Genomic DNA, 24,739 nt, shown 5'->3' with positions numbered 1-24,739 from the left:
CCCGGAAGCGGCTATGCCTCTAGTCAGGCCGTTATCACGGGGTGGTAGCCGCGTCAGGAGCCGCTAGCCTTATGCGGCTGTCCAGCCCAGCGGCAGGGGAAGTTGCGCTTCGGGTTGGGGCTGGGTCGACACCCTAGGCCCGGTGGTGGCCTGAGGCTCTGCTGCGGGGGGCGCTGGCTCGGGGGCTAAATTGGCAGGCAGTGGAGCCGGGGCCACAGGTGCCTCCAGGGGAGCTGGCACGGGGTTGGGTGCAGGGGCCCGCAGGGGAGGCGGAGCCACCACCGCTGGCGGCGGAGTAGCTGGCTCCAGGACCGCAGGGGTCGGGGCGATCGCCTCGGCGGGGCCAGGGGCGGGGCCAGGCACGGTTTCGATCCGGCTGGGCAGGGCGGGACGCGGCAGACGCGGCTCCGCAGGCGCGGGGGCCACGGGCAGGGCCTCCGCTGCCGGCACCAACGCCTCGGCGGCAGCATCACTGGCCTCAACGCTCGCGGGGATGTTCTCGGCGGGGGCCGCGATCGCGGCCCTGCGGGCGGCTGCTTCCTGCAGCGCGCGCAGCCGGGCCCGCTCGGCGGCGGCAATCTCTGCCTGCCACTGGGCGATCGCGGCGCTGGCCTCGTCGTAGAGCGATCGCCCGGATCGAATGCCGCTGGCTTCGGCAATCGCCTGGGAGAGGTTGCCCTGGGCGGCCAGCGATCGGGCCCGGTTGAGCAGGGGACGATCCTCCATGGCCTGGAGTTCGCTGGTCCAAATGTAGATCCAGCTCTGGGCTTCGCTGCGCAGGGCGCGGGGCAGGGCGATGGCGTTGGCGGTTTGAATCGCCGCCTGCAGTCCTTCGTAGGTCTTGCCGCTGGCCAGTTCGTGGGCCTTGACTAGCTGGGGCCGGTCCTCTAAGCGCTCAACTTCCTGCCGCCAGTGGGCGAGCAGGGTTTGGGCCTGGACCCGGCGGGGATGGCCCAGGGGCACTTTGGCCGCCTGATCGATCGCGACTTTGAGCGCGTTAACATCGCGCACCTGCCCGATCGCCTGGGCCGTCTGGAGGCGGGTCAGCTCGCTCAGGTGGGTGCGCCAGGTGGCCACGCTGGATTGGGCCTGGGGATAGTAGGGGCTGTCGGGGGGCAGCCGGTTGGCCAGCAGCATGGCCCGATAGAGGGTGACCAGCTGGTCGGGGGCGGTGCGCCAGGTGGTCAGGCTCTGCTGGGCCATTTGGCGGGCCTGACTGATCCAGATCAGCTCCTGGGCGGGCTTGGCCCGGTTGGGGTTGAGGGCGGCACTGCGCCCCAGGGCGATCGCGGCGTCCAGCTCAGAGGCATACCACTTGTCCTGCCCCAACGTGAGCAGTAGGTCGCTCCAGCGATCGAGGTAGGGCTGGGCCTGCTGGCGGGTGTAGGTGTTCTCCCCAATTTTGCTGGCGGTGCGCAGGGCAGCCCCCAGGCGATCGCTGCCCCCAGGCTCTGCGGTGGTGATCGCCTCCGCTAGCAGCTGCCGGGCCTGGCGCTCCTGCCGGATCTGGCGCGCGAGAGCCGATACCTGCTCCACCCGCCAGTGGGAATTCTTGAGTTCGGCCAGGGCCTGGACCTGCTGGGTGGCTGTTCCCCAGTCCTGTTTCTGGAGGGCCGTCTGGGCCTTAGCCAGAATGGCCTCGCCCTGATCCCACTCCGTCTGCCAGCCGCCGAGGGTAGCTTCTGCGGTGGCAAACACCGGGCTGTGGGCTGGAATATGGCCCACCAGAGCCTTGGCCTCGGCCATGCTGCCGTTACCGCGCAGCTCCTGTTCAGCCGCCTGCAGCGCCACCCGTGACCACTGGTCCACCAGGGGCTGCACCTCGTAGTGGAGCGAGTGTTCTGCCGTCCAGCCGCCCACCAAGTCGAGGGCGGCCAGAATATCGGTCAATTCGCCTGATTGGGCCGCGGTTTGAGCACAGAAGAGCTGGGCGCGATCGGTAGTTACCGTGGCGGTATTTTCACAGTTGGCGGTGGGCGGCAGGTTGATCAGCCATAAAAATGCGCCAAAGGCTGCCGTGCTAGCGGCTCCACAGCTCAGGAGCGAGATCAGTAGCAATCGCCACGACTGACCGCCCTTGGGTGCCGATGGAGTCAAAATTTCGGGCAGGGAGAGGGCTGCCTCGTCCCCATCCATCACCAAATTAAAGTCCTTGGCGACCCCATCGATCAAAGACTCTCCCCGCTGGGGGCCAGACTGCCGTTGTTGGCTCAGCATAGTTCCGTAAACTCCCGCGCAACCACCTCCCCTAACTCTACCTAGAATTTATGGAAGACAAAAACCACTCATTATGTTTCTTTAGCGGGAACGGGGCATTTGGCTCCCTGTATGTGTGTAAACCTTGAGATTTGGCGCCTCAGTCGGCTAGGCTCCACCAGCCCAGCCCAGGGCCGATAAACCGCAGGGTGATCCAAAATGCGATTACCAAAATGATGCCCCCCCAGGCGCCGCGGGTGGTCCATTTGACAAACTGCTGCGACTGCTCCTTGGTAATGGGTAGCCAGGGCAGAATAGGTTCTGCCTGGCCATATTTTTCGCCCAGCTGCTCTTTGCGTCGTTTTGATTCGCCCACGGGTCTACGTCGCTCCGTTCGGTACTACTACTCCATACTGAACTAAATCCTACGCGACCTGGGCGAGGGATCTGGGGTAGACGATTCAGGATTCAAAGAATGTAATCTAACCCCGCCTGCGAGTTCCTTGGCAGGCTCCTGGCCCCGAACTGTATTGCTCGGATGGGCACTCCTAGCCCCAGTCCAGCGGCAGCGATCGCGTGCAGGCTGCCGGACTGAGCGCCTCCAAAATTTGCCCGCCGTAGCTGCGGTAGTGGACGCGGGTATCCAGCAGGGCCACGGTGCCCTGGTGCTGGCGGGAGGGGGCGATCGCCCGCTGCAACTCGGTCACCGCCGTAGGAAACAGGTACAGCCGAAACCAGTCCTGCCGTCGGCGTTTGTGAAAGGCGACCCGCGCCGCCACCATCGGGTTTTCTAGGGAGGGCAGGGGCAGGGTGGCGACAATCAGCAGGGTGGGGGGCGGCAGCAGCGCCCGGTGCCGCTGCCAAAAGCCCCAGCCGCTGACCAAAATACCGTGGTGGGCGATCGCAGTCTGCTCCACCTGCACCCGCGAACCAAACTCCCCCGCCAGGGTCGCCCCCAGCTGACCCCGGAGGGGCAAGTCGTCCAGCAAAATGACGGTAAAACTGGGCTGAACCGAGCCGTCGTCGGGCTCCGCCTCAAGGTGAGGGTCAGGCCCGACCCTACGGCTGAGCAGGCGGCGGACCTCCTGGTGCAGCACGCCCTGGAACTGCGGCGTGTTGGGCAGGGGCAGGTGGGTGGGCAGGTAGAGCTGAATGGCGTCGTGCTGGCGATTGGGGGTGAACTGGAGGCAGGTCAGATCGCCCAGCCCCAGCCGCTGGCGAAAGTTGTCGGCCCCCGGCTCGGGGTCCAGGGCCGCGCCAATCAGCACCACCGGCTGCCGCGACCACAGGGATTCCAGCGGCAAAGCCAGATTGACCGGGGCGCAGTGCAGCCCCATACGGCCGCGATCGCGATCGACGGTAAACCACAGCAGGTGGTCCGGCGGGTTGAACTGCTGCCAAAACCGTTCCCACGGCGCTGGCATGGGGCCTTCGGTGGAGGCCATCCGGCTGGCGGTCAGCACCTGGTGCAAGCGCTGGAGCTGTTGGCAGTCCTGCTCGTCTAGCAGGTAGCGCTGGTAGGGGTTGGCCGGACGCTGAAAGGCCGTGTGGGTGAGGGCCACGTGGGTATCTTGAATCAGCCGCTGGTGGTTGGGGTAGGCCAGGGCCAGCTGGTTCCAGTCGAGGGGGCCAAGGTCGACAGTGAGCTGCTGCTGCACCCACTGCTCCAGGTGGTCGGCATCGTCAATCAGGGTGGGAATGCCGTCGGGAAACTGGCCCTCGCGGTTGAGGCGATCGCCCAGCCAGGCTTCGGGGGTGGTGATCAGCAAACCATTAAAGCCATCGCCGGGCCAGCGATCGCCCCGGTGTACGGGCTTGTGCAGCCGCAGCTTTTCCTGCAGGCGCGGCAGGTCAGCCACCAGCAGGCGCTGGGCGGTCGCCTCTGGAGCCACCACAATGGCGGGCCCAGGCCACATCATCAGCGCAATCAGGTAGCTGAGGCGGTATTCGCCCTGGTAGGCCGACAGCCCGCCCACCTGCAGCAGGGCACTGCGACCCAGCCGCAGCGCCCGCGCCACAAGCCGCGCCAGGGTCAGGTGGTGGGGCCAGCTTGGCTCTCCCCATTCCCGCAGCAGGGCGCGCAGTTGTTGGTGTACTTGGGCCTCAATCACAGGGGAAACGCCGCTGCCTTTAGAAAGAATGAGCTGAACCGTTGACGACTGGAGCAGGCGGGAGGTTGCCGCTCAAACCACAGGCGTCTATTGTCGCATAGATAACTCGCCGGGGTCTCCGGGTATCCCTCCGCCGATATGCTGATAGGGTGCGCTGTGGGAGGGGGTACGGCTATGGAACGGATTGCCATTGTTGGTTTGGGCCTGATTGGCGGATCGCTGGGGCTCGACCTGAGCCGGTACGGTCATCCTGTCGTCGGTATTGCCCGCCGCGCGAAAACGGCTGAGCAGGCGCTGACCATGGGTGCCGTCACCGCAGCCGGTACCGATCTGGCCCTGGTGGCCGAGGCCGATGTGGTGTTCATCTGCACCCCCATCGATGCGGTGGCGGCCACGGCGAAGGCGATCGCCCCTCACCTGAGCCCGGAGGCGGTAATCACCGATGTAGCGTCGGTAAAAGGGGACATTGTCCCGGCGATGGAGGCGCTGTGGCCCAACTTTGTCGGCGGGCACCCGATGGCGGGCAAGGCGGAGGCGGGGCTGGCGGTGGCCGAGGCGGGATTGTTTGCCGGTCGCCCCTACGTGCTGACCCCCACCGAGGCCACGAACCCGGCGGCACTGGAGCGGGTGCGGGCGATCGCCGCTTCCCTACAGGCGAACCTCTGCCAGTGCCACCCCGACCAGCACGATCGCGCCGTCGCCTGGATCTCGCACCTGCCGGTGATGGTCAGCAGCAGCCTCATCCTCGCCTGCCAGGGGGAAGCTGACCCCGCTATTCTGGCCCTGGCTCAAACCCTTGCCAGCTCCGGCTTTCAAGACACCAGCCGGGTCGGCGGCGGCGTACCGGAGCTGGGAATGCTGATGGCCCGCCATAACCGGGTGGCGCTGCTGGAATCCCTAACCCAGTATCAGCAGCAGCTAGAGCAGATCAAAATTCTGATTACCGCTGAAGATTGGGACGCATTACACAATGCCCTGACTCAAGCCCAAACTACTCGCCCTGCTTATATCAAACCTGCTTAACTTACATTCCGCAGGTTGACGATCATTTTTTACTGTCATTGCCCACGTCGATCGCCGAAAGCCTCTTAGCTAGAGGATCCTGGCAAAAGAGCAGTTTGCTGACGCAAGCGGCAGCTTAATATTTCTCAATCGTTTGGGCGAAAGGCTCCGAAAACTGAGATCGCCATTTGCCAAGGCTTTCAGTTGCCTCAAAATCAAGCCATATCAAAAATTATTTGTCAACCTGCGGAATGTCGGGCTTAAAGGTACCTCTGAATCTGACCTTATGCTTCGCCCTTAAGAAGAGGTTGAATATCAGATTCATCGACAAAATCGGTTTCTTCACCCTCAGCGATGGCGTTAGCTAAACCCATCTCCTCTACCTGGGTTTGAGCTTGCTCAAGGTGGGCTTGCACCGTGGCGGCATCGGGGGAACCGATACACTCCAAGATTTCTAAAGACTGCTGAAGGAGCGCAATCGCCTCCTCCATCTGGCCCTGTTGCGCTTTGATACTGGCAAGTGTATGCAGGGTGTTGGCTTTGCCCTGAGCGTTACCAATGCGCTCTTCGAGGTCTGAGGCCAGATGAAGGAGCGCAACCGCCTCCTCCATCTGGCCCTGTTGCGCTTTGATGCTGGCAAGTTTGTGCAGAGTGTTGGCTTTGTCTTGGACATTGCCGATACAATCATAGATTTCTAAAGATTGCTGAAAGAGCGCGATCGCCTCCTCTTTTTGCCCCTGCATAGCTTGAAGTTCAGCCATAGAATGCAAAGTTGCGGCTTTTCGTCCTGCATTACTGATCTGCTCTGCTATAGCTAAGGATTGCTTATACAGAGTAGTTGCTTTATCTAGATTGCCCTTTTTCGCCTCTACCCTTCCTAATAACTCAAGTATATGCCCTTTTTCGAACTCATTGATCTCATTATTTATTATGAGGGAAGCTTTAAAGCTGGCTTCTGCATCAACGATATCATCTAAAAGTAGACTTAGAAATCCGCGCCATCTAAAGTATTGTAGCCGGAGAACGGCATCTTGTAATCTCTCAGGTTGCCAGTCAGGAGAGTCAAGAATTTTTATTGTTTGATCTAGAACCATCTCACTTTTTGAGTATTCATCAAAATTTGTATGGATGGCTGCTAGTTGAATCAGTGCTTTTACACAAACTCGCAAATCGTCTTTGTGGCGATGTCCTTCAAGCGGTGAAAACTCTTGGACTAAGCGTTCTAAAAGCTGTACGCGTTCCTGCCGTTCAAGCTGGCTAAGGCTACCTAAAAGTTTGGTCGCATATAAGGCTCGAATCGAAGCATTGTCTTCGCTGTTTTGAACACTTTTTACTTTAAACAAGCCAGATTTCCAGCTCCAGAAGTCAGGGGCAAATTTAATCACCCGGTTGATGGCATAACTGGGCAAGCAAAACAGTATCGGGTAGGGCACGGAATCGGCCAGGGCATCGCGCACAAAGTTAAGGTCTTGCAGTACCGGTGGATAGTCGCCAAATAAGCCAATGGAATTTTCTAGACCCTTTATCAAAATTACCCTCTGAGGAGTCATCAAGAGAGACGTCGATGGGGCAATCTGATTGATGCGCTGGATCAGTTCATCTTGTAGGTAGGTGAGGTTCGGGTCTGATAAGTCCAAGACGTAAAACTCTGTTAGACGGCACTCTGGACGCCGACGCAACACCTTGAGCAGGTCATCAACATCGTCAGGAAAGCTAATTTCTACAAAGCCAATTGTAAAGCCTTCGGCAAAGTCGATAAATCGGGCCAGTTCTGCAATTGTGTCTTCGTTTTGGGCTTCCCACGGGGAAACGACCTGCTCAGGGGGAGAGGGCTTTGAAGTTGGCGATGGTTGAGAGGGCTTATTGCGCCCGAAGAGCTTCCCGAAAGGCATTAGTTCGCCTCACCAGTGGGTTGATATATTTCCAGGCTTGCAGGTCGTCGTCCAACTTTTCGTACTCCAGCACGGTGATGTTGAACAGCATTGATTGCATCATAGCTTGAGCCGCCGGATCGAGCTGCACTCCCTTATTGCGGTAGATATCTACCAGCACCGGGTAGTGGTCGCTGGGAATAAAGCGCTCGAAGTGGTTTTGCTCCTTAGCGGCGGCGCGTTCCACATCCGTGGCCGAAATTTGGCCGCCCTGGGCATTCAAGCAGGCGGTGCGAATTAGCTGCATGAGCTGGCGCACGTGCCCGCCGCTGAGCCGCACCAGTTTCAGCAGCACGTCTGGGGTTTCAAATAGGCGTTCAGTGTCGATCCGCTTGTCAATCAGAGTGACCATGGCGGTTAGACCATCGGGGTTGTGGGCTAATTCGGCCTGGTTCCGGTCGAACTGGTAGATATTGACCATGGGCATCACATTGAGGTCGCCGAAGACGTTGGCGTAGTTATTGCCCGAGTAGATGACCGAAATCGGGACGGTGTAGATGACCGTGCAGTGCAGCTCCGCCAGTTGATTGGCATATTTGAGAAATAGGTGCTCCCCCACCTGGGGCGGTACCCGGTCGAGGTTGTCGAAGATGAACAGAAAGCCTTTGGTGTTGGGCTGTTTTTGCTTCAGTTTTTCAAACGCATCGGCCAGCAGGGCATTGGTGTGCTCTTGCAGGCGTGAAAAGCCCTGCTGCAAGCTTTCACGGATCAGTCGTTTGCGTTTCTCCGATCCCTTGATCTGAGCCAGCAGGTTGACAGACATGGTCAGCAAATTGGGGATGCCGCCGCCCACACCTGCCTTACTTTCCACAGACACAGCGGCTTCTCTGGTCCGCTCGGTTTCCTGGGTGATGTCTTTGAACCAGTCTTCAAAGGCGCTAACCAGGGCCGGATCGCTGGCCAATCCCCAGCTTTGCAGGGCCTGGGTCAGATACTTGACGATCACCAGGTAAATGTCTTTGTAGTCAGCGTCGTTGATGTCTAGCTCGTCGGTGGCTTTGATGTAGATGACGTTGTACGCCAGCTCCCAGCGGCGCTTGATGCGCTGCAGCTCGGTGCTCTTGCCACAGCCCCGGTGCCCGGTAAAGAGAATCGCGGCGGGCTGGCCTGGGTCAAGATAATCGATCCGCTTGCTGACGCTGGCGATCGATTGGGCGCTGCGCACAGCGGAGAGATCGACGTAGTAGCGATCGATGGCCGTCCCTGTGAGCGCCCCCAGTTCACAGACCTGAAAGGCTTGTTTGAGCGTGGTAGCGCGTTCACTGACCATAGCGGCAATGTTGCAAAGACAGCCTTATCGTAACCGCAAACGCTGAAGCGACACCCCGTCTACTTCGGCGGGTACACCGGCTCTTTGTCGATCACCACGGGTTCCTGGTAGAGCAGGGCCGTAAAGGTAACCGTGGAGCCCAGCCCTTCCCCCATGCTGATGAACTGCACCACGCCGCCCATCGCCTCTACCAGGCGCTGGGAAATGGCCAGGCCCAGGCCAGTGCCGCCATACTGGCGGGTGCGATCGCCATCTACCTGGCTAAAGCTCTGAAACAGACGGTCCTGCTTCTCCAGCGATACGCCGATGCCCGTGTCGGCGACGCTAATTTTCACCAGCCCCGGCCAGGTTTTGCCCTGGCGCTCCACCTTTTGCGGCTTCACCTCGGCGCTGATGGTAATTCCGCCCTCGTGGGTGAACTTGATCGCATTGCCTACCAGATTCATCAGTACCTGGAGCAGCCGCTGATAATTGCCGTTGACGGTGATGTCGTCGCGAGTGGCGGGGAGCAAAATCTCAAAATTCAGGCCCTTTTGGTCGGCCTGGTGGCGCATAAAGTTTTCCAGGTCGGCCAGCAGTTCCTTGAGGCTAATCGGCCCCATTTCGATCTGCATTTTGCCCGCTTCGATCTTGGCGATGTCGAGCACGTCGTTGATCAGCTGCAGCAGGTGAATGGCCGACTTGTGGGCCTCTTCAATAAAATCTTCCTGCTCGGCGGGGTCGTCGGCCATACCGTCGAGCACCAGCTTGAGGAAGCCGATCATGCCGTTGAGGGGGGTGCGCAGCTCGTGGGAGGTGTTGGCCAGAAACTCGCTTTTGAGGCGGGAGGCTTCTTCGGCCTGGCGGCGGGCCTCTTCGGCCTGGCGGCGGGCCTCCTGAAACTCGCGCTGCTTTTCCATCAGGCTGGCGTTGGCCTGCTGCAGCTTGATGGCCAGGGCGTGGCTGTCGCTGAACAGAGTGGCGTGGGCGATCGCGGTGCCCACCTGATCGGCCAGATCGGTGAGCAGGTTGAGCTCGACCTCCGACCAGAGGCGATCGGGGCGATCGTGAAGCACAATGAAGCCGTTGATGGTGCTCTGGTAGCGGGTGGCAACCGCAACGGTGGCGGGGTCGGCAGGCTGTCGGGGAGGGACTACAGCCCCCGAGGACTGGGCCGCCCCGCTGAGGCAGGGCGTCTCGGCCACCAGCCAGACCTGCCCCTGCAGCAGGGGCAACTCGCTCGATCGCAGGTATTCGGCCGCGACGGTGGCGGCTTCGGGGGGCAGGCTGGGGGCGGCATCGCAGCTAAAGACCAGGCAGCGATCGACGCCAAAGAGGTCTCCCAGACCCTCCACGGTCTGCTGCCGAATAATTTCCAGATCGAGGGTCCAGCGCACGTTGCGGGTAATCTGGTTCAGCCGGGGGGAGTAAACTTGAAGTTGGGTACAAATTTCGGCGGTCGGTCCCAGGGTACTATTGCCGCTCTGGAGCCAGGGGCTGTCGGTTAAACCCTGCGGATTGCCCAGATAGCCGGTTGCGGCTACTCGAAACAGCGCGCCATCGGGGCCGAGCAGGGGTTGAAGGATCCACTGCATGTCGAGGCTGTGGGACCCCAGGGGACAGCGACCGGGGATCTGTACCGTTTTATGGCGGTTGGCCAGGGTGTTGAGGGCCTGGGTCAGGGCCTGGGCATTGGCAAAGGAGACAATTTCGCCCAGCGATCGCCCTACCCAGCTGGCGGTCAGCGTTGCCGGCAGGGCCCTGTCACCCACCGTTTGCACCGATTCCACAGTGCCGCTGGGGTTCAGCACCATAATCCAGGCGGAGGAATCATTCGTCTGGCTATCTGTAGCCAAAGCAGACGTGGAACGTGGCGATCGCATAGGGGTATGGAGCCAGAACGTTCCCATGTTAACCAACCGACTGCCCGGATGGCTCTAGTTGGGAGGGAATTGGAAAGGTTTAGGGTGTCAGAGGGGTGCAGGCTTTCAGGTTTCAGATCTCATGGGCGGCCCGATACCCTGCACCCCATTCCCCTAGTCGTTCCACTCGCCCTTAGGGGGCACCGTCGGGTTGCGGGGCAGATGGCGCACCAGATCGTCTTCGTAGCGGCGATCGCCGCGCAGCCACTGCCTCAGGGCGACATCGATAACTTTGCTGGGGTCAGAGCTGAGATGGCTCACCTGGTCTAGCAGATCTTTGTCAATTTGGACGGAGAGATCAACTTTTTCCGCCGACCGTTCGCCGGCAGGGGAGGCAGAGTTTTGCATAGTGATTAACCTGACTGCCAGGTCGGTGATGGTGTAACTATCTTCAGTCTAAGCCCTAGGGTGAGCAGGTTTAGGGCGGTCATTCCTATCCCCCACGGCAATTAGGTCTGAGGATCTTGACATAACAAGTTTAGCGGCTGGGCCGATCCATATTACGCCTTTCCACCCCTGCTTCAAACAACCTTCATCGTGCCGTGACTCCCCCCGCCCGGCGATTTGACTGGCCTGCCGCTGGCGGCTCCCTCCCCGCACGAGCATTCGTCCGGGCCAGGGCTTACAATATTAAAGTCTGTAAACCCTTTGCCACTGGTAAGTCTTGTATGACAGAGGTTCCCGTCTCTCAAATTCGCAACTTTTCGATCATTGCCCACATTGACCACGGCAAATCGACCCTGGCCGACCGGCTGCTGCAGCGCACCGGCACGGTCAGCGATCGCGAAATGAAGGCGCAGTTCCTCGACAGCATGGACCTGGAGCGGGAGCGGGGCATCACCATCAAGCTTCAGGCCGCCCGCATGAACTACAGGGCCCAGGACGGCAAAGACTACGTGCTGAACCTGATCGACACCCCTGGGCACGTGGACTTTTCCTACGAAGTGTCTCGCTCTCTCATCGCCTGCGAAGGGGCACTGCTGGTGGTGGATGCCTCCCAGGGGGTCGAGGCCCAAACCCTGGCCAATGTCTACCTGGCCCTGGAGAACGACCTCGAAATCATCCCCGTTCTCAACAAGATTGACCTGCCGGGGGCCGAACCCGATCGCATCAAGCAGGAAATCGAAGACATCATTGGCCTCGACTGCAGCGGTGCCATTCACGCCTCCGCCAAGCAGGGGGTGGGCATCGACGAAATTCTAGAATCCATCGTCTACCTGGTGCCGCCCCCCGCCGACACCGTGGCCGAGCCCCTGCGGGCGCTGATCTTCGACAGCTACTACGACAGCTACCGGGGCGTAATTGTCTATTTCCGGGTGATGGATGGCACCATTCGCCGCAAGGACAAAGTGCGGCTGATGGCCTCGGGTAAAGAGTACGAAATTGACGAACTGGGGGTGCTGGCCCCCACCCAGGTGCAGGTCGAAGAACTCCACGCTGGGGAAGTGGGCTACTTTGCCGCCTCCATCAAAGCCGTGGAAGATGCCCGCGTGGGCGACACCATCACCCTGGTGCAAAACCCAGCCGCAGAGGCCCTGCCGGGCTACGCTGAAGCCAAACCGATGGTGTTCTGCGGCCTGTTTCCCACGGTGTCTGACCAGTTTGAAGAACTGCGCGAAGCTCTGGAAAAACTGCGCCTCAGCGACGCCGCCCTCCAGTACGAGCCCGAAACCTCCAGCGCTATGGGCTTCGGCTTCCGCTGCGGCTTTTTGGGCCTGCTGCACATGGAAATTGTGCAGGAACGCCTGGAGCGGGAGTACAACCTCGACCTGATTACCACTGCCCCTTCGGTAATCTACCAGGTCACCACCATCCAGGGCGAGGTGCTCGAAATTGACAACCCCAGCACCCTGCCCGACCCCCAGGCCCGCGAAAAAATCGAGGAGCCCTACGTGCAGCTCGACATGATCACCCCCGAAGAATACGTGGGGGCGCTGATGGAGCTGTGCCAGAACCGCCGGGGCGAGTTCAAAGACATGAAATACCTGGCCCAGGGCCGCACTACCCTGATCTACGAGGTGCCCCTGGCCGAGGTCGTTACCGACTTCTTTGACCAGATGAAGTCGCGCAGTAAGGGCTACGCCAGTATGGAGTACCACCTGATTGGCTACCGCGAAAACCACCTGGCGCGCCTCGACGTGCTGATCAACGGCGACCCGGTCGATTCGCTGGCCTCCATTGTGCACCGTGACAAGGCCTACTACGTGGGCAAGGCCCTGGTTGAAAAACTGAAGGAACTGATTCCTCGCCACCAGTTCAAGATTCCCATCCAGGCGGCGATCGGTAGCCGCATTATCGCCAGCGAGAGTATTCCGGCCCTGCGCAAAGACGTGCTGGCCAAGTGCTACGGCGGCGATATCTCGCGGAAGAAAAAGCTGCTGCAAAAGCAGGCCAAGGGTAAAAAGCGCATGAAGGCCGTTGGTACCGTTGATGTGCCTCAGGAAGCCTTTATGGCGGTGCTCAAGCTGACCTAAGGCCAGGTAGAAAGATTGGCCTATGTTTGGCTCTATCCCTCTGGCCTACACTGGGAATATCGTCCTGTTAGGGAACCTGCGATTGAGCATATTTACGGCTGATTGCAATGCCCACAACCCAAGCTGTTTCCTGCGCTGTGGCAGACCAGGTCGTGTATACTGTCATAGTACACACGACCTATGTCAATGGTTCAATACACCCTGGCTCAAAGTCCGGATGTCGTACTTACGGTATCGGGCAAAGACTCTCATAAAGCTCGTGAAAAGGCGCTCGATCAGCTCATGGCCATGCTGGACGAGGGCACTCTGCCCACCGCCCTAGCCGATGGCTTTAGCGCCGAACAGCTGGTCGAAGTCCAGCCTCCCACCAGTTCTGCCGCCGTGCAGCAGCAGGAGGATGCCGTTGTAGAGGCCATTCAGGTGCTCAACCAGTTGGCTACCCTCAAGGTAAAGGTACAGGCCAGCCGGGACGAAGCGCTCCAGGTGCGGCAGTTGGTTGACCTGCTGTTTACCGACGACCCCATGACCGAGGACCAGCTGAGCGAGCTGAAGGACGGCTTTAAGGTCCTCAAGTCTTTTGCCCAGAGCAATCTGCGCTTCAAAGAAGCCCGCGCCCAGGCCGAGGAAGCCCGGCAAACTCTGGACGAAGCCCTGGGGAGCTAGTGCTCTGTCAAGCCTAAATTCGTAGGTTGGGTGGCGCGCTAGCATAACCCAACCGGGCTGACTGCCGTTGGGTTACGCTCCGCTGATGCTGTTGGCGAAATCAACAATCTGCAAAATACTCCTGGAAAAGTTGCCCCCAAAGGCCCCCCAGCCCTCAATTTTGGGGGTGCCGGAAAGTCAAAGTCCCCCAACTTTGATACCAATGGCGAAATCCACATTTCGTAACAAACTTGAGGGAAAGTTGCCCTCGAAGGCCCCCCACCCCCCCCTAAAAAATAGGGGGAGCAAGAGCTTTCCACGTCCCCCTGAATAGGGGGATTTAGGGGGCCGAGCACCGAGAAATTTGGTTGCAAAATATTTCGCCAGCAGTATCAACTTTGGGGGATTTAGGGGGCTAACGCCGAGCAATTCTTTGAAGAAATAATTCGCCAATAGCATCTGCTCCGCTTCACCCAACTTAAAGAAACCCTATTTAGCTTTGACGCTGCACTAGCCTGTCCTTTGGGGCGGGCGTGGCAAGGGGTGGCATGCCGGGCTTTTGGCGGCAATGGATTAATACGCCCTGGGCTGAGAGCGGTGTCCTAAAGCAAATCTCGATGGGTAAAGGGTTTGGCCTCGCTGCCGCTGTAGGTGGTTGAAACGTGACCGTTGCCCACCAGCTGGTACTTGTAGGTGACCAATCCCTCCAGGCCCACGGGCCCACGGGGCGGCATTTTTTGGGTGCTGATGCCGACCTCGGCCCCAAAGCCGTAGCGGAATCCGTCGGCAAAGCGGGTTGAGCAGTTGTGGTAAACCCCAGCGGCGTCTACACGGTCCATAAAGTAGGCGGCGGTGGCGGGGTTGCGGGTAACGATCGCCTCCGTGTGCCGCGACCCATAGGTGTTGATATGGGCGATCGCCCCCTCCACCGACTCCACCACCTTGACGGAGAGAATCAGGTCGCTGTACTCCGTACTCCAGTCTTCCTCGGTGGTGGGAACCAGATAGGGCACGATTGCGCGGGCCTGCTCATCCCCCCGCAGCTCCACCTGGGCCTCCCGCAGGGTAGTGATCAGGGCTGGCAGGGCCTCGGCGGCCAGATCCTGATGAATCAGCAGGGTTTCGATCGCATTACAGGCCGAGGGATACGCGGTTTTGGCGTCGATCGCGATCGCGATCGCCTGCTCCAGATCCGCCTCGCTGTCCACGTAGAGGTGGCAGATGCCGTCGGCGTGCCCCAGCACCGGAATGCGGGTATTTTCCTGCACAAACCGCACAAAGGCATTGGATCCGCGCGGGATGATCAGGTCCACGTAGCCCTCCAGATCGAGCAGAGCGCGGGTTTCTTCGCGGGTGGTCAGCAGCTGCACCGCCGCCGGGTCTACCCCCGCCTGCTCCAGCCCCTGCTGAATCGCCTGCACCAGGGCAATGCAGGAGCCAATCGCCTCTTTGCCGCCCTTGAGAATTACCCCGTTGCCCGATTTAATCGCCAGGGCCGAAATCTGCATGACCGCGTCGGGGCGCGACTCAAAAATTACTCCCAAGACACCCAGGGGCACCGACACCCGCTTCAGCACCAGGCCCTCGTCGAGCTCGCGGTGCAGCTGCACTGTGCCGACCGGATCGCTCAGGCGGGCAACGTCGCGCACCCCGGCGATCGCCCCGGCCAGCTTCACCCGGTCCAGCTTCAGTCGCTCGTAGAGGGGTTTGGCCAGGTTGTCGGCTACCGCCGCCTCACAGTCGGCCCGGTTGGCCAGCACGATCTCGCTGGCGCGGGCCTCCAGGGCCGCCGCGATCGCCTCAATGGCGCGATTTTTGTCGTCGGTGGAGAGGCTGGCCAGGGTTTGAGCCGCCTGACGGCTGGCCTGGGCGATCGCCAGCAGCGGCTGGGCGGTGTCTTGGGTCAGGGAAAAAACAGTCATGGCTTCGAACAGTCCCGCAATACTTCAGTCTACCGCTTCGGCTGCTGCCCCTAATCGTCCGCTGGTTCATCGAGGTGGGCCGACGCCTCCCGGTAGAGGCTAAACACGTGGTCATCCTTGAGGCAGTAGAAAACATTGCGGCCCCGCTTGCGATAGCTGACCAGCCGCGTCGCCCGCAAAATGCGCAGCTGATGGGACACCGCCGACTCGCTCATCCCCACTGCCGCGGCCAGCTCCCCCACCCGCCGTTCTCCCAGGGCCAGGGCCGACAGAATGCGCCAGCGATTGGGGTCGCCCAGCACGCCAAAAAACTCGGCCATCCGCTGGGCCTTCTCCACACTCAAAATTGCTTCCCCCGACGGCGAGGCCGGGGGATTGCAGGCAGGGGCTTCAACGGGGGGGCGATCGCCAGCCATGACGCTTCTCTACAGGACGCTGTTTACACCACATGGTAGCTGCAGACCCAGACTGGATCCCAAACGCGCAACAAACAGCCGAGACTTGATAACCCATGAATACCTGTTCATATGTTATAGTGACCTATGAACAGGTGTTCAGGTGTTTGAGCATCAGTTTAGTTCACTTAGTCCCAAGGAAACCTGCCATGACTACCGTTACCCAAATGAAATGTGCCTGTGACTCCTGCCTGTGCATTGTCGATACCAGCCAGGCCATCGAAAAAGACGGGCATTACTTCTGCAGCGACGCCTGTGCCAACGGCCACCCCGAGGGTTCCTCGGGCTGCGGCCACACTGGCTGTGGCTGCAACAGCTAGCTAATGCCAGCAACAGATTTCAACGGCCTATCCGAATACAGGATGCTGGTCTGGTGGGGCACTGCCCACCCCACCCCCTGGCCTGATTCGGATAGGTTCAGGGGGTTTCATGGTTTGAATCTCCCATGCCCTGGCGCTGTTCTAGCTCGCAGTCCCTGGCTCCCGTAAACTGAAGAGGGCCGCAAGCGAGGGGGATGGTTTAAACATGGCGCAAACAGACCCAAACCGAGTGCTGCGGCGGCTGCCCCTGGTCGCCGGAGGCCTGGGCGGCACCCTGCTGCTGCTCAACCGGGTGCTGACCCCCGCCCTCAGCGAGTCCCAGGCGCGATCGGATGTGATGGGGGTGATTTTAAGCGCGCTGCTGGTTTTGACTGGTCTGCTGTGGCAGCGGGTGCAGCCCATTGCCCCCGAGGCTGTCACCCTGGTGGGCGACGAGGGCTTTGACCTGGATGGCGATCTCCCGGAGGCGATTCAAACTGAGCTGGCCTGGGCTTCTCACCTGCTGCTGACCAACACCGTCACCCGTTCTGTGGTGGTCTACTACCAGGGAAAAACTCTGCTGCGGCGCGGCATTTTGGCCCCCAAGGCCGAGGCCACCCCCGGCCCCATTTTGAAGCGGGTGCTGGAGACTGGCAAAGCTGTGTACCTGGTCAAACTCAGTATTTATCCGGGTCGCATCGAGTTTGACTACCTGCCGGAGAACACCCAGGGCGTGATCTGTCAGCCTATGGGCCAGGCCGGAGCGCTGATTCTGGCCGCCAATGCCCCCCGCAGCTACACCCGCCAGGACGAAGCCTGGGTGGCCGGCATTGCTGACAAACTTGGCCACAGCCTGGATGAGGCGCTTAATACTGAGGCGCTCAATACAGCTCATACTTGAGCCACTGGCAGGGCAGCGACCCGTTGTAGACAGCCACCCGCTGAGCCGACTTGAGCCCAATGTGTCGGGCCAGGTCTTTGTTGCCGCTGAGCACAAAGGCCGTCCAGCCCTTGAAGCGCTGCTTCAGCACGTCGCCCAGGAGCTTGTAGAAAGCGCCGAGGTCGTCGTTGGCCCCCAGCCGCTCGCCGTAGGGGGGATTGCACAACAGGTAGCCGCTGTCGGCGGGGGCCTCCAGGTCAGCCAGGTCCTCGGCCCAGAAGTGGAGTTGCTCGGCCAGGTCGCAGCGCTGGGCATTGACGCGGGCCTGGTGAACAACGGCGGGGTCGCGATCGCATCCCCCCACCCAGGTGCCTAGCTCTGGCTTGCGGCGTTCTTCTGCCTCCTGGTACAGCTCGTCCCACAGGTCGCCGTCAAAGTCGGGCCAGGTGTGAAAGCCAAATTCTTCTCGAAACAGGCCGGGGGCCATATCCAGGGCCATCAGGCTGGCCTCCAGAGGCAGCGTCCCCGATCCGCATAGCGGATCGAGCAGGGGCACATCGCCTGTCCAGTCCGTCAGCGAGACCAGGGCCGCCGCCAGGGATTCCTTCAGCGGTGCAGCCCCCACGGCAGGGCGATAGCCGCGCCGATGCAGGCTGCTGCCCGAGCTGTCGAGGCTGACGGTGCAGGTGTCACCGTGCAGATGCACATTCAGCCGTACCTCGGGGTGCTGGGTGTCGATGGTGGAGCGATCGCCCCAGTGCTGGCGCTGCTGGTCCACCACGGCGTTTTTGACCTGGAGCGCAGTGAAGTGGGTGTGGTTGAGGCGGCGGGTTTTGCCGGTGGCGTCCACAGCAAAGGTCAGCTCCGGAGGCAGGTAAGGCCGCCAGTCGATGGCCTGAATGCCGCAGTAGAGGTCCTCGGCATCGACGCAGGGAAACTCGGCCAGCTGGAGCAGCACCCGAAAGGCCAGCCGCGACCAGAGATTGACTCGGTACAGCAGGGCGCGATCGCCCGTAAAGGCCACTCCACAAAACCCTGGCTCGACCTGCTCAGCCCCCAGATGTTCAAGTTCGGTGGCCGCCAGGGTCTCAAGCCCGCGGGCCACGGTGGCAAAAAAGGTAGCCATAGGGGTCTCCTCTAACCTTGTGCTGGTGCCAGTGATACCCCGGCCTCTCGGCCCTGAGGCAATGAGAGCAAACCCAGGTTGGGTAAGGCGTCTACCATTTTGTTAAGACCGAATATTTGGACACAGCTCTGACTCAAAAGCTAAGCTATTCTATGGATATCTTGATGGATAATAACCCTTGATGGGTTTTACCCCGGTGGGTCTATGGTTGCTTGGCCAAAGCAACCCTGGGATTTTTCCAGCCTCAGCCATCGCCCCGGCCATCTGTCGAATTTTGAGAGGAAAGACTTATTTCTAAGACGCAACTGGTAAACCGGCAAATTCGCTCACCTCAGGTGTTCCTCATCGACCATGAGAACCAGAACCGTGGTCTTATGGATACTCGCGATGCCCTTACGCTGGCCGAGGATGCAGGACTTGACCTGGTGGTTGTCTCTAACGGCAAAGATGCCCCCGTGGCCAAAATTCTGGACTACGGCAAGCTTCAGTACCAGCAGAGTAAGCGGCAGAAGCAAAGCTCTAAGCCGTCTTTGAAAGAAGTCAAGCTGCGCCCCAACGTGGGCGAGTCTGACTATCAACTCCGGATTCGGCGCTCGGTCGAGTGGCTCTCAAAGGGAGACTCGGTTAAGTTTTTGGTCCGTTTGCGGGGTCGGGAGCACCAGCACCGCGATCGCGCTGGCGAGCTGCTCGACAGAATTGTCAAGGACATTGGCGATGCCGGCAAAGTCCAGGCGCTCGACAAAAAGGCTCTGGTCCTCATGATCACCCCCGCCTAGGGACTGGAATCAATCAGCCTCCCGTGCCCCAGAATCGACCTGCCTCTGGGGTTTGTTCTCCTGATTTGTTCAGGTGGCCCAGTTGACAATCTGGGCTACCTGTTGCCATACCGTAACGGGGTTAAAGGGTTTTGGGATGACGCCAGCGACCCCCAGAGTTGCCAGGCGCTCAAAATCGCTGGTGAGTACTTTCGCCGTCAACAAAATCACCGGGATCGTGCGGGCCTTGGGGTTAGCCTGGAGCTGACTGTACACGGCAAACCCGTCCAGGTCAGGCATGGACACATCCAGCAAAATCGCATCCCAGGGCTCTGCGATCGCCTTCTCGATCCCCTCTAGGCCCGAGCCAGCGCTATCGGTTTGCCAGCCGCCAAACTCCTCAAGCGACAGGCAAACCACCTCCCGAATGTCCAACTCGTCATCAATGACTAAAATCCGCTTGCTCATACACCCCGAAGCGGCAGCGTAAAGTAAAACGTACTGCCCTGGCCCAGCGTACTTTCGGCCCAAATGTCGCCCCCATGCTGCTTCACAATCTGTTTGCAGATCGCTAAGCCCAGCCCTGTGCCGCCCCGCTGGCGTGAGTCGGACACATCGACCTGTTGAAATCGTTCAAAAATCAGCTGCAGGCGATCCGCTGGAATGCCTCGTCCCTGATCTTGAACCGCCACCCGCAGCACCGGAGCAAGGCGGTTTGAATTATCCTCTAGGCCTGAGCCAGTGGTGATTTCTGCAGACAGGTAAATTTTACTACCCGTGCCGGAAAATTTGATCGCATTGCTGAGCAAATTGGTCAGCGTTTGCACAATGGCATCTGGGGCTGCCATCACAATCGCCTCGGTAGGCCCAACCTGGAGGGTCACGCCCGCCTCCAGGGCGATCGATTCTACCCCGTTCACCGCCAGCGCCATCAGATCGGCCATGGAGCAGGGCTCCAGCCTGGGAGCCACGCTGCCTGAGGTGAGCCGCTCCAGGTCCAGAATATCGTTGACCAACCGAATCAGCCGCTCGCTGTTGTTGAGGGCCATCTGCAGCATTTGCTGGGTCTTGTGGGGCCGGTCTTGCAGCACCCCCGCCTCCAAGATGCCGAGCGCTCCGCGAATGGCCGTCAGGGGCGTGCGCAGCTCGTGGCTGACAATGGAAATAAATTCATCTTTGAGCCGGTCGACCTTGTGGCGATCGCTGATATCGCGGATCACCACCAGCACCTCATCCTGAGTAACCGGGATAATCCTGGCCTCTTCATAGAAGGTGTGGCCCGCCTGGGAAAGTTCGTACTCATGCTGCTGAATGATGCCAGTGGACAGGGCCTCCTCCACGCAGCGCTGGCGCTCCTGGGCAATGGCGGCGGGCAAGTTGACATACATGGGAATGGTATGGATCTGGGCCTTGTCCCCTATCCAGTTGAGCGCCTCCAGGTTGTAGATCTCCCTGGGGCGGCCGTCGCAGCCCAGCCGCATCAGCAGATCGGGAATGGCGTTAATCAGCGCCTGCTTGGTGGTCTCACTGGCGGCCAGGGAAGCGGTTTGCTCGGCCACCTGGCGTTCCAGCTCCTGCTGGTAGTTGGCCCGCAACCGCTCGGCCTGCCGCCGCTCAGAAATATCCTGAAACGTGTTGATGGCGTAGAGCACCTGCCCCTGGCCATTGAAGACCGGAATCGTGTGTACCTCCAGGGGGACACGGCGATCGCCCCGGTCAATTTCAAGGTCGTCGGTGTAGGCCGTCTCCCCGCGCAGCCCCCGCACCACCGGCAGTTCTGCGGTGGGGTAGAGGGTATCGCTGCCGGCCCGGAACAGTTGGTAGGTTTCAGCCAGCTGGTCTGTGTTGGCCAGGGCAATGCCCCTGACCAGGAGTTCCTTACCCTTGGCGTTGAGAAACAGGATTTGCCCCGTCTGGTCGTGGACGCTAAGGGCCAGGGGGACGCTGTTGAGAAAGGTGGCCAGCGTGTTCTCCCTATCCTTGAGGTTTTGAAACGAGGCGGTCAGCTGTCCCACCATCAGATCAAAGCCCTGGCGCAGCGCTTCCACCTCCCGAATGGAAGTGGGCTGGGTGGCGGGCACCTCGGTCGTTCCCTCGGTCAGAGCTTGGGTGGCCCGCTGGAGCGAGAGAATGGGCCGGGTAATCTAGCCCGCCGTCCACAGGCCCAGGCCGATCGTTCCCATCAGCGTTAGAGCGCAGAACAGCACCGTGCGGCCCACGTTGAGATAGATTTCCGTCATAAACTCAGCGGCGGGCACCACGGTAATCAGTCCCCAGTCCAGGTCCCCCTCCATGGGAATGAAGTTGACATAGTAGTGGTGCGACTCGTAGCGCAGCTGTAGAAAAACCGGCTGCTGGAGGTGGCGAAAGTCGGGGGAGTTGCCCTGCAGGGCGGCGGCCACAGCCTGGGTGAGACCGTGGTGACTCTGGGCCATGGCCAGCCGCCGGGGCTGTACCGTCACGTTCTGGGCGTAGTCAGGCCGGGCCTGGGCGTCAAAGGGCTGTTCACCTGTGGAGGTGGCCACCAGATTGCCATTGGGTTCAATCAACAGCAGCTGGCCGCCATCCCCGGCCAACTCCTCCAGCAGGGAGCCCAGCGCCACCAGCCCAATCCCAGCACCCACTACGCCGCTCATCTCCCCATCGGGGCCATAAAAGGGCTTGAAGCGGACCATGACTAGCTGGGGTTTGTCATACCCCTGATCGAGGCTGACCACCAGCCGCCAGAGTCCGTCGGGATGGGCCTGGGCAGTGGCATACCAGGGGTCTTCTGGTGGGGCGCGGTGGGGGTCGTACTGGCGGCGGGGCAGGTCGCTGGGCACAGGACTTAGCCCTTCGGCATCGAGGCGGTAGTGGTATAGCCACCCATCCTGCTGCCGGACGTAGCGCTGGCGCATGGCAAAACTCTGATCGGCCTGGCGGGTGACATGCAGAAAAGCGCCCGCCTCGTTGGCGATCGTCAGGTCGGTCAGCTCGGGAAATTGCTGCAGATGGTTAACAAAGTACTGCTCCATGGGAACCAGCTCAGCGCTGGGCAGGTGGCCCGCTTCCAGCAGATAGACGGTGCTGTCCGTCACAAACCGGGGCCTCTGGAGATACCCATCTAGCCGGGCGTCCGCCTGTTGACCGGTTTTGGCCATCAGCCGCTGGGTCATCTCTGTGACCGCTCGCTCGCCGCTGCGGTAGGACAGATAGCCCACAATCCCTGTCAGCCCGATGACCTGGGCCAGGAACGGCACGATCAACAGATTGCGCAGCGAAAACTTCATCCCTGGTGCCCTGGTTAGCTACACATGGGATACAGACAAAATGTATCGCCACCGCGCCCCCTAGCGTCCTTCAGGGCCTGGTCGGCGGTCTTGAGCAGGTGGTCGCTGGAGATGGTCTGAGTAGGCGTAGTGCCGCCAATGCCCAGGCTGAGCGTAACACAGCCGCCCGACTCCGATGAGGGGTAAGGAATTTTAAGATCGGTAACCGCCTGTTGCATGCGCGCCACCACCCGCAAGGCCCCGTCGAGGTTGGTATTGGGCAACACCACCGCAAATTCCTTGTCGCCGCAGCGGGCCACCAGATCGATGTTGGGGTTGATCGTGTAGTGCAGAGTACGGGCAATGCGCCGTAGAGCGGCATCTCCAGCCTTTTGACCGTAGACCTGGTAGTAGATTTCTAGATGGTCTGGGCTGCACAAAACCAGCGCAATGGGAGCCTGATCCTGGCAGTGGCGTTCCCACTGCTGTTGTAGAAAGGCATCGAAGTGTTGGCTGTTGGCCACCTGGGTGAGGGGGTCGGTGCTGTCCTGCTGATCCCAGTAGAGGGCCTGGCGGTGGCGCATTTGCTCGATCTGCTGACGCAGCCGCGATCGCTCGATCCGGCTCAGCACCCGCGTGACCAGTTCGGGCCCCACAATGGGCTTACCAATCAGGTCGTCGCCCCCCACTTCAAAGACCTGTCGCACCGTGACCGTGTCAGGGTGGGAGGCTACCATCAAAATTGGCAGGTTGCCAAAGCGGGAGTCCTGGCGTACCACCTGGCAGAGTTCAATACCGCTAAAGGTGGGCATTTCCAGGGCCAGCAACAGCAGGTCGGGCTGGCTTTGCCGCAGCACCTCCCAGAACTGACCCGGATCGCCCAGTTCGGTGACCTGCAGCCCCCAGGGTGTAAGCAACTCGGCAATCGCAGCGCGGGTGATTGGGTCGTTATCCACCACCAGGATCTGCGCTTCTGGGGCCTGGGCATCGGGCAGGAGCTGTTCAAGGCCATCAAAGATTTGGCGGGCGGTGGCGGGGGCCACCAGGTAGCGATCGCCCTGCAGCCGGGCTACCTGCACCCGTTCCTCCAGGCTGTCCTGGCAGGTGAGCACCAGCACTGGCAGCTGGGGGTAGCTGTGTTTTACCTCGCGCAGGGGAGCTAGCTTTTCGGCCAGGGTTGCCCCCTGGTCGAGGGTTATGACCACGGCTTCGGCTTCCCCCTGGGCCAGCACCTGCATCAGCTCGCTCAGGGTTGTAGTCCGATGGAGGTGCCAGCCGCGCTCGGCGGCATCAGCCTGTAGGCGATCGAGTAGACCGGGCTCTACCGCCAGAGCCACGCCCCAGTGGCGCACCGTGGGAGCCCTGGGGGCGGGCGGACGCGATCGCTCCGGTGGTCTGAGGCCCAGGGCCAGGGTTTGCTTGAGGGCCAGCAGCGATCGTGACAGCTGGTCTACCTGGGCGGTTTTGGGGGCGGCCTCCGCCAGCAGCTGCTCAATCTGACGGGCGTGGATCGACCCCTCCTCGTAGCCAAAGGTCCCCAGCCCCCCGGCCAGACGGTGGGCCTCATCCTGGGCAATGATCCGCTGCTGGGGGGGCAGCTCTCCCGCCTGAAGCGATCGCACTGCCTCCTCCACCAGCGCCAGCCGCGCCTGGAGCGAGGTTTGAAACCGAGCCGCGATCGCCTCCAGGGTTTTGGATCCCGCCCCGTTACCTGCCACTGAGGGCGAGCCCACGGGTTCTAGCATCGGTGTGCCAGTTCTAGAGCCAGAACTACTGGAACCGCCTGGGTTTCCAGTTCCCTGGCTGTTCCGTTTACCCCCTGAGCCGTGGGCGTCCGGGCCGGACGGCAGGTCGCGCAGACGATAGCCCAGGCCGTACACCGTCTGAATTACATTTTCAACCACGCCGCTGCGCTTTAGCCGGTTGCGCAGATCCTTCACCAGGTTGGTAACCGCCCCTTCCGTGGGCGAATCATCAATTGTCCACAGGTGGTCGAGAATGGTGCTGCGGCTAAACACCCGCTGGGGATGGCGCAAAAAGAGCTCCAGCAGGTTGTACTCCTTGGGGGTCAGGGGCACAACCTGGCCATCGTAGGTCACCTGGGCCAAGGTGGGGTCGAGGCACAGCTGCCCCCATACCAGCGATGGAATGGTCGCTGCCCTGGCCCCCCGCCGCAGCAGGGCGCGAATACGGGCCAGCACCTGGGAGACTTCGAAGGGCTTGGTCACGTAGTCATCGGCCCCCGCATCCAGCCCGGTGATCACATCTTCGTCCTGGGCCTGGGCCGTGAGCATCAAAATTGGGGTTGAGACCCCCTGCCCCCGCAGTCGGCGGCACAGGCTGATGCCGTCCAGCCGGGGAATATTGATGTCGAGCAAAATCAGATCGTAGTTCCACATCGCCGCCAGCTCCTGGGCGGTAATGCCATCGGCGGCCTGTTCCACGGTGTAGCGGGCCGCCGTCAGGTGAAACACCAGCAGGTCGCGGGTGGTTGGGTCATCCTCAACAAGCAGAATTTTCATGGTGA

The 24,739-nt window shown here is 60.7% G+C and carries 20 protein-coding genes; 6 read left to right on the top strand and 14 right to left on the bottom strand.

Features of this window, described 5'->3' with window-relative positions; genetic code table 11:
• Nucleotides 1–69: 69 nt before the first annotated feature.
• From NF78_RS12305 to NF78_RS12295, 3 genes are all read right to left on the bottom strand, one after another.
• On the bottom strand, nucleotides 70–2,217 hold the full coding sequence (locus NF78_RS12305) for a hypothetical protein (protein WP_035986728.1): 2,148 nt from the start codon (nucleotides 2,215–2,217) through the stop codon (nucleotides 70–72).
• Between the two features lie 139 nt (nucleotides 2,218–2,356).
• On the bottom strand, nucleotides 2,357–2,572 hold the full coding sequence (locus NF78_RS12300) for a DUF2839 domain-containing protein (protein ID WP_035986725.1): 216 nt from the start codon (nucleotides 2,570–2,572) through the stop codon (nucleotides 2,357–2,359).
• A 172-nt stretch (nucleotides 2,573–2,744) separates the two neighbouring features.
• Nucleotides 2,745–4,307 (bottom strand): helicase C-terminal domain-containing protein, encoded by a 1,563-nt coding sequence (locus NF78_RS12295; RefSeq protein WP_035986722.1) that lies wholly within the window; start codon nucleotides 4,305–4,307, stop codon nucleotides 2,745–2,747.
• Nucleotides 4,308–4,481: 174 nt separating this feature from the next.
• Here NF78_RS12295 and NF78_RS12290 point away from each other — a divergent pair, with 174 nt between their 5' ends.
• Entirely contained in the window at nucleotides 4,482–5,330 is an 849-nt protein-coding gene (locus tag NF78_RS12290; protein WP_035986720.1) for a prephenate/arogenate dehydrogenase, read from the top strand.
• 263 nt (nucleotides 5,331–5,593) lie between these two features.
• Here the strand turns inward: NF78_RS12290 and NF78_RS28215 are convergent, their stop codons facing one another.
• The 4 genes from NF78_RS28215 to NF78_RS12270 all read right to left on the bottom strand — a co-directional run bounded on the left by NF78_RS28215 (nucleotide 5,594) and on the right by NF78_RS12270 (nucleotide 10,759).
• Nucleotides 5,594–7,201: a tetratricopeptide repeat protein gene (locus tag NF78_RS28215; protein ID WP_052050258.1), complete on the bottom strand. Its 1,608-nt coding sequence runs from the start codon at nucleotides 7,199–7,201 to the stop codon at nucleotides 5,594–5,596.
• A complete protein-coding gene (locus NF78_RS12280) occupies nucleotides 7,170–8,510 on the bottom strand; it encodes an AAA family ATPase (RefSeq protein WP_052050253.1) in 1,341 nt (446 codons plus the stop codon). The genes NF78_RS28215 and NF78_RS12280 overlap by 32 nt, the downstream gene beginning before the upstream one ends.
• A gap of 59 nt (nucleotides 8,511–8,569) precedes the next feature.
• Entirely contained in the window at nucleotides 8,570–10,345 is a 1,776-nt protein-coding gene (locus tag NF78_RS12275; RefSeq protein ID WP_263970587.1) for an ATP-binding protein, read from the bottom strand.
• Between the two features lie 180 nt (nucleotides 10,346–10,525).
• Complete coding sequence (locus tag NF78_RS12270) at nucleotides 10,526–10,759, bottom strand: hypothetical protein (RefSeq protein WP_035986713.1); 234 nt, start codon at nucleotides 10,757–10,759, stop codon at nucleotides 10,526–10,528.
• A gap of 320 nt (nucleotides 10,760–11,079) precedes the next feature.
• On the opposite strand from NF78_RS12270, the gene lepA reads away from it, so the two are divergent.
• Nucleotides 11,080–12,885 carry a translation elongation factor 4 gene (gene lepA / locus NF78_RS12265; RefSeq protein WP_035986712.1) on the top strand — a complete coding sequence of 602 codons (1,806 nt, stop codon included), beginning with the start codon at nucleotides 11,080–11,082 and terminating at the stop codon, nucleotides 12,883–12,885.
• A 180-nt stretch (nucleotides 12,886–13,065) separates the two neighbouring features.
• Nucleotides 13,066–13,548: a hypothetical protein gene (locus NF78_RS12260; protein WP_318655465.1), complete on the top strand. Its 483-nt coding sequence runs from the start codon at nucleotides 13,066–13,068 to the stop codon at nucleotides 13,546–13,548.
• 581 nt (nucleotides 13,549–14,129) lie between these two features.
• Here the strand turns inward: NF78_RS12260 and NF78_RS12255 are convergent.
• Nucleotides 14,130–15,449: a glutamate-5-semialdehyde dehydrogenase gene (locus NF78_RS12255; protein ID WP_035986711.1), complete on the bottom strand. Its 1,320-nt coding sequence runs from the start codon at nucleotides 15,447–15,449 to the stop codon at nucleotides 14,130–14,132.
• A 50-nt stretch (nucleotides 15,450–15,499) separates the two neighbouring features.
• A complete protein-coding gene (locus NF78_RS12250; protein ID WP_225885350.1) occupies nucleotides 15,500–15,769 on the bottom strand; it encodes an ArsR/SmtB family transcription factor in 270 nt (89 codons plus the stop codon).
• A 284-nt stretch (nucleotides 15,770–16,053) separates the two neighbouring features.
• On the opposite strand from NF78_RS12250, the gene NF78_RS29380 reads away from it, so the two are divergent.
• Both NF78_RS29380 and NF78_RS12245 read left to right on the top strand, forming a co-directional pair.
• On the top strand, nucleotides 16,054–16,224 hold the full coding sequence (locus tag NF78_RS29380; RefSeq protein ID WP_072016059.1) for a metallothionein: 171 nt from the start codon (nucleotides 16,054–16,056) through the stop codon (nucleotides 16,222–16,224).
• 205 nt (nucleotides 16,225–16,429) lie between these two features.
• Nucleotides 16,430–17,104: a cofactor assembly of complex C subunit B gene (locus tag NF78_RS12245; protein WP_035986707.1), complete on the top strand. Its 675-nt coding sequence runs from the start codon at nucleotides 16,430–16,432 to the stop codon at nucleotides 17,102–17,104.
• On the opposite strand, the gene NF78_RS12240 is transcribed toward NF78_RS12245, so the two are convergent.
• Nucleotides 17,085–18,209, bottom strand: coding sequence for a THUMP domain-containing class I SAM-dependent RNA methyltransferase (locus NF78_RS12240; RefSeq protein ID WP_035986706.1), 1,125 nt, complete (start codon nucleotides 18,207–18,209; stop codon nucleotides 17,085–17,087). The two genes, NF78_RS12245 and NF78_RS12240, sit on opposite strands and share 20 nt — an antisense overlap.
• A gap of 290 nt (nucleotides 18,210–18,499) precedes the next feature.
• Here NF78_RS12240 and infC point away from each other — a divergent pair, with 290 nt between their 5' ends.
• Nucleotides 18,500–18,985, top strand: a complete 486-nt coding sequence (gene infC, locus NF78_RS12235; protein WP_081972597.1) for a translation initiation factor IF-3 — start codon at nucleotides 18,500–18,502, stop codon at nucleotides 18,983–18,985.
• Nucleotides 18,986–19,054: 69 nt separating this feature from the next.
• On the opposite strand, the gene NF78_RS12230 is transcribed toward infC, so the two are convergent.
• The 4 genes from NF78_RS12230 to NF78_RS12215 form a co-directional block, all read right to left on the bottom strand.
• Nucleotides 19,055–19,432, bottom strand: a complete 378-nt coding sequence (locus NF78_RS12230) for a response regulator (protein ID WP_035986702.1) — start codon at nucleotides 19,430–19,432, stop codon at nucleotides 19,055–19,057.
• Nucleotides 19,429–21,045, bottom strand: coding sequence for an ATP-binding protein (locus tag NF78_RS12225; RefSeq protein ID WP_052050250.1), 1,617 nt, complete (start codon nucleotides 21,043–21,045; stop codon nucleotides 19,429–19,431). The genes NF78_RS12230 and NF78_RS12225 overlap by 4 nt, the downstream gene beginning before the upstream one ends.
• 63 nt (nucleotides 21,046–21,108) lie before the next feature.
• Nucleotides 21,109–22,233 (bottom strand): cache domain-containing protein, encoded by a 1,125-nt coding sequence (locus NF78_RS12220; RefSeq protein ID WP_035986700.1) that lies wholly within the window; start codon nucleotides 22,231–22,233, stop codon nucleotides 21,109–21,111.
• A 14-nt stretch (nucleotides 22,234–22,247) separates the two neighbouring features.
• Nucleotides 22,248–24,734 (bottom strand): response regulator, encoded by a 2,487-nt coding sequence (locus NF78_RS12215; RefSeq protein WP_035989541.1) that lies wholly within the window; start codon nucleotides 24,732–24,734, stop codon nucleotides 22,248–22,250.
• Between the last annotated feature and the right edge of the window lie 5 nt (nucleotides 24,735–24,739).

Origin of the sequence: Leptolyngbya sp. KIOST-1 (assembly GCF_000763385.1) — a bacterium.
In the GTDB taxonomy this organism is placed as follows: Bacteria; Cyanobacteriota; Cyanobacteriia; order Phormidesmidales; family Phormidesmidaceae; genus Nodosilinea.
The sequence above is the reverse complement of the archived record's forward strand: the minus strand, read 5'-3'. Positions and strand labels throughout refer to the sequence as shown.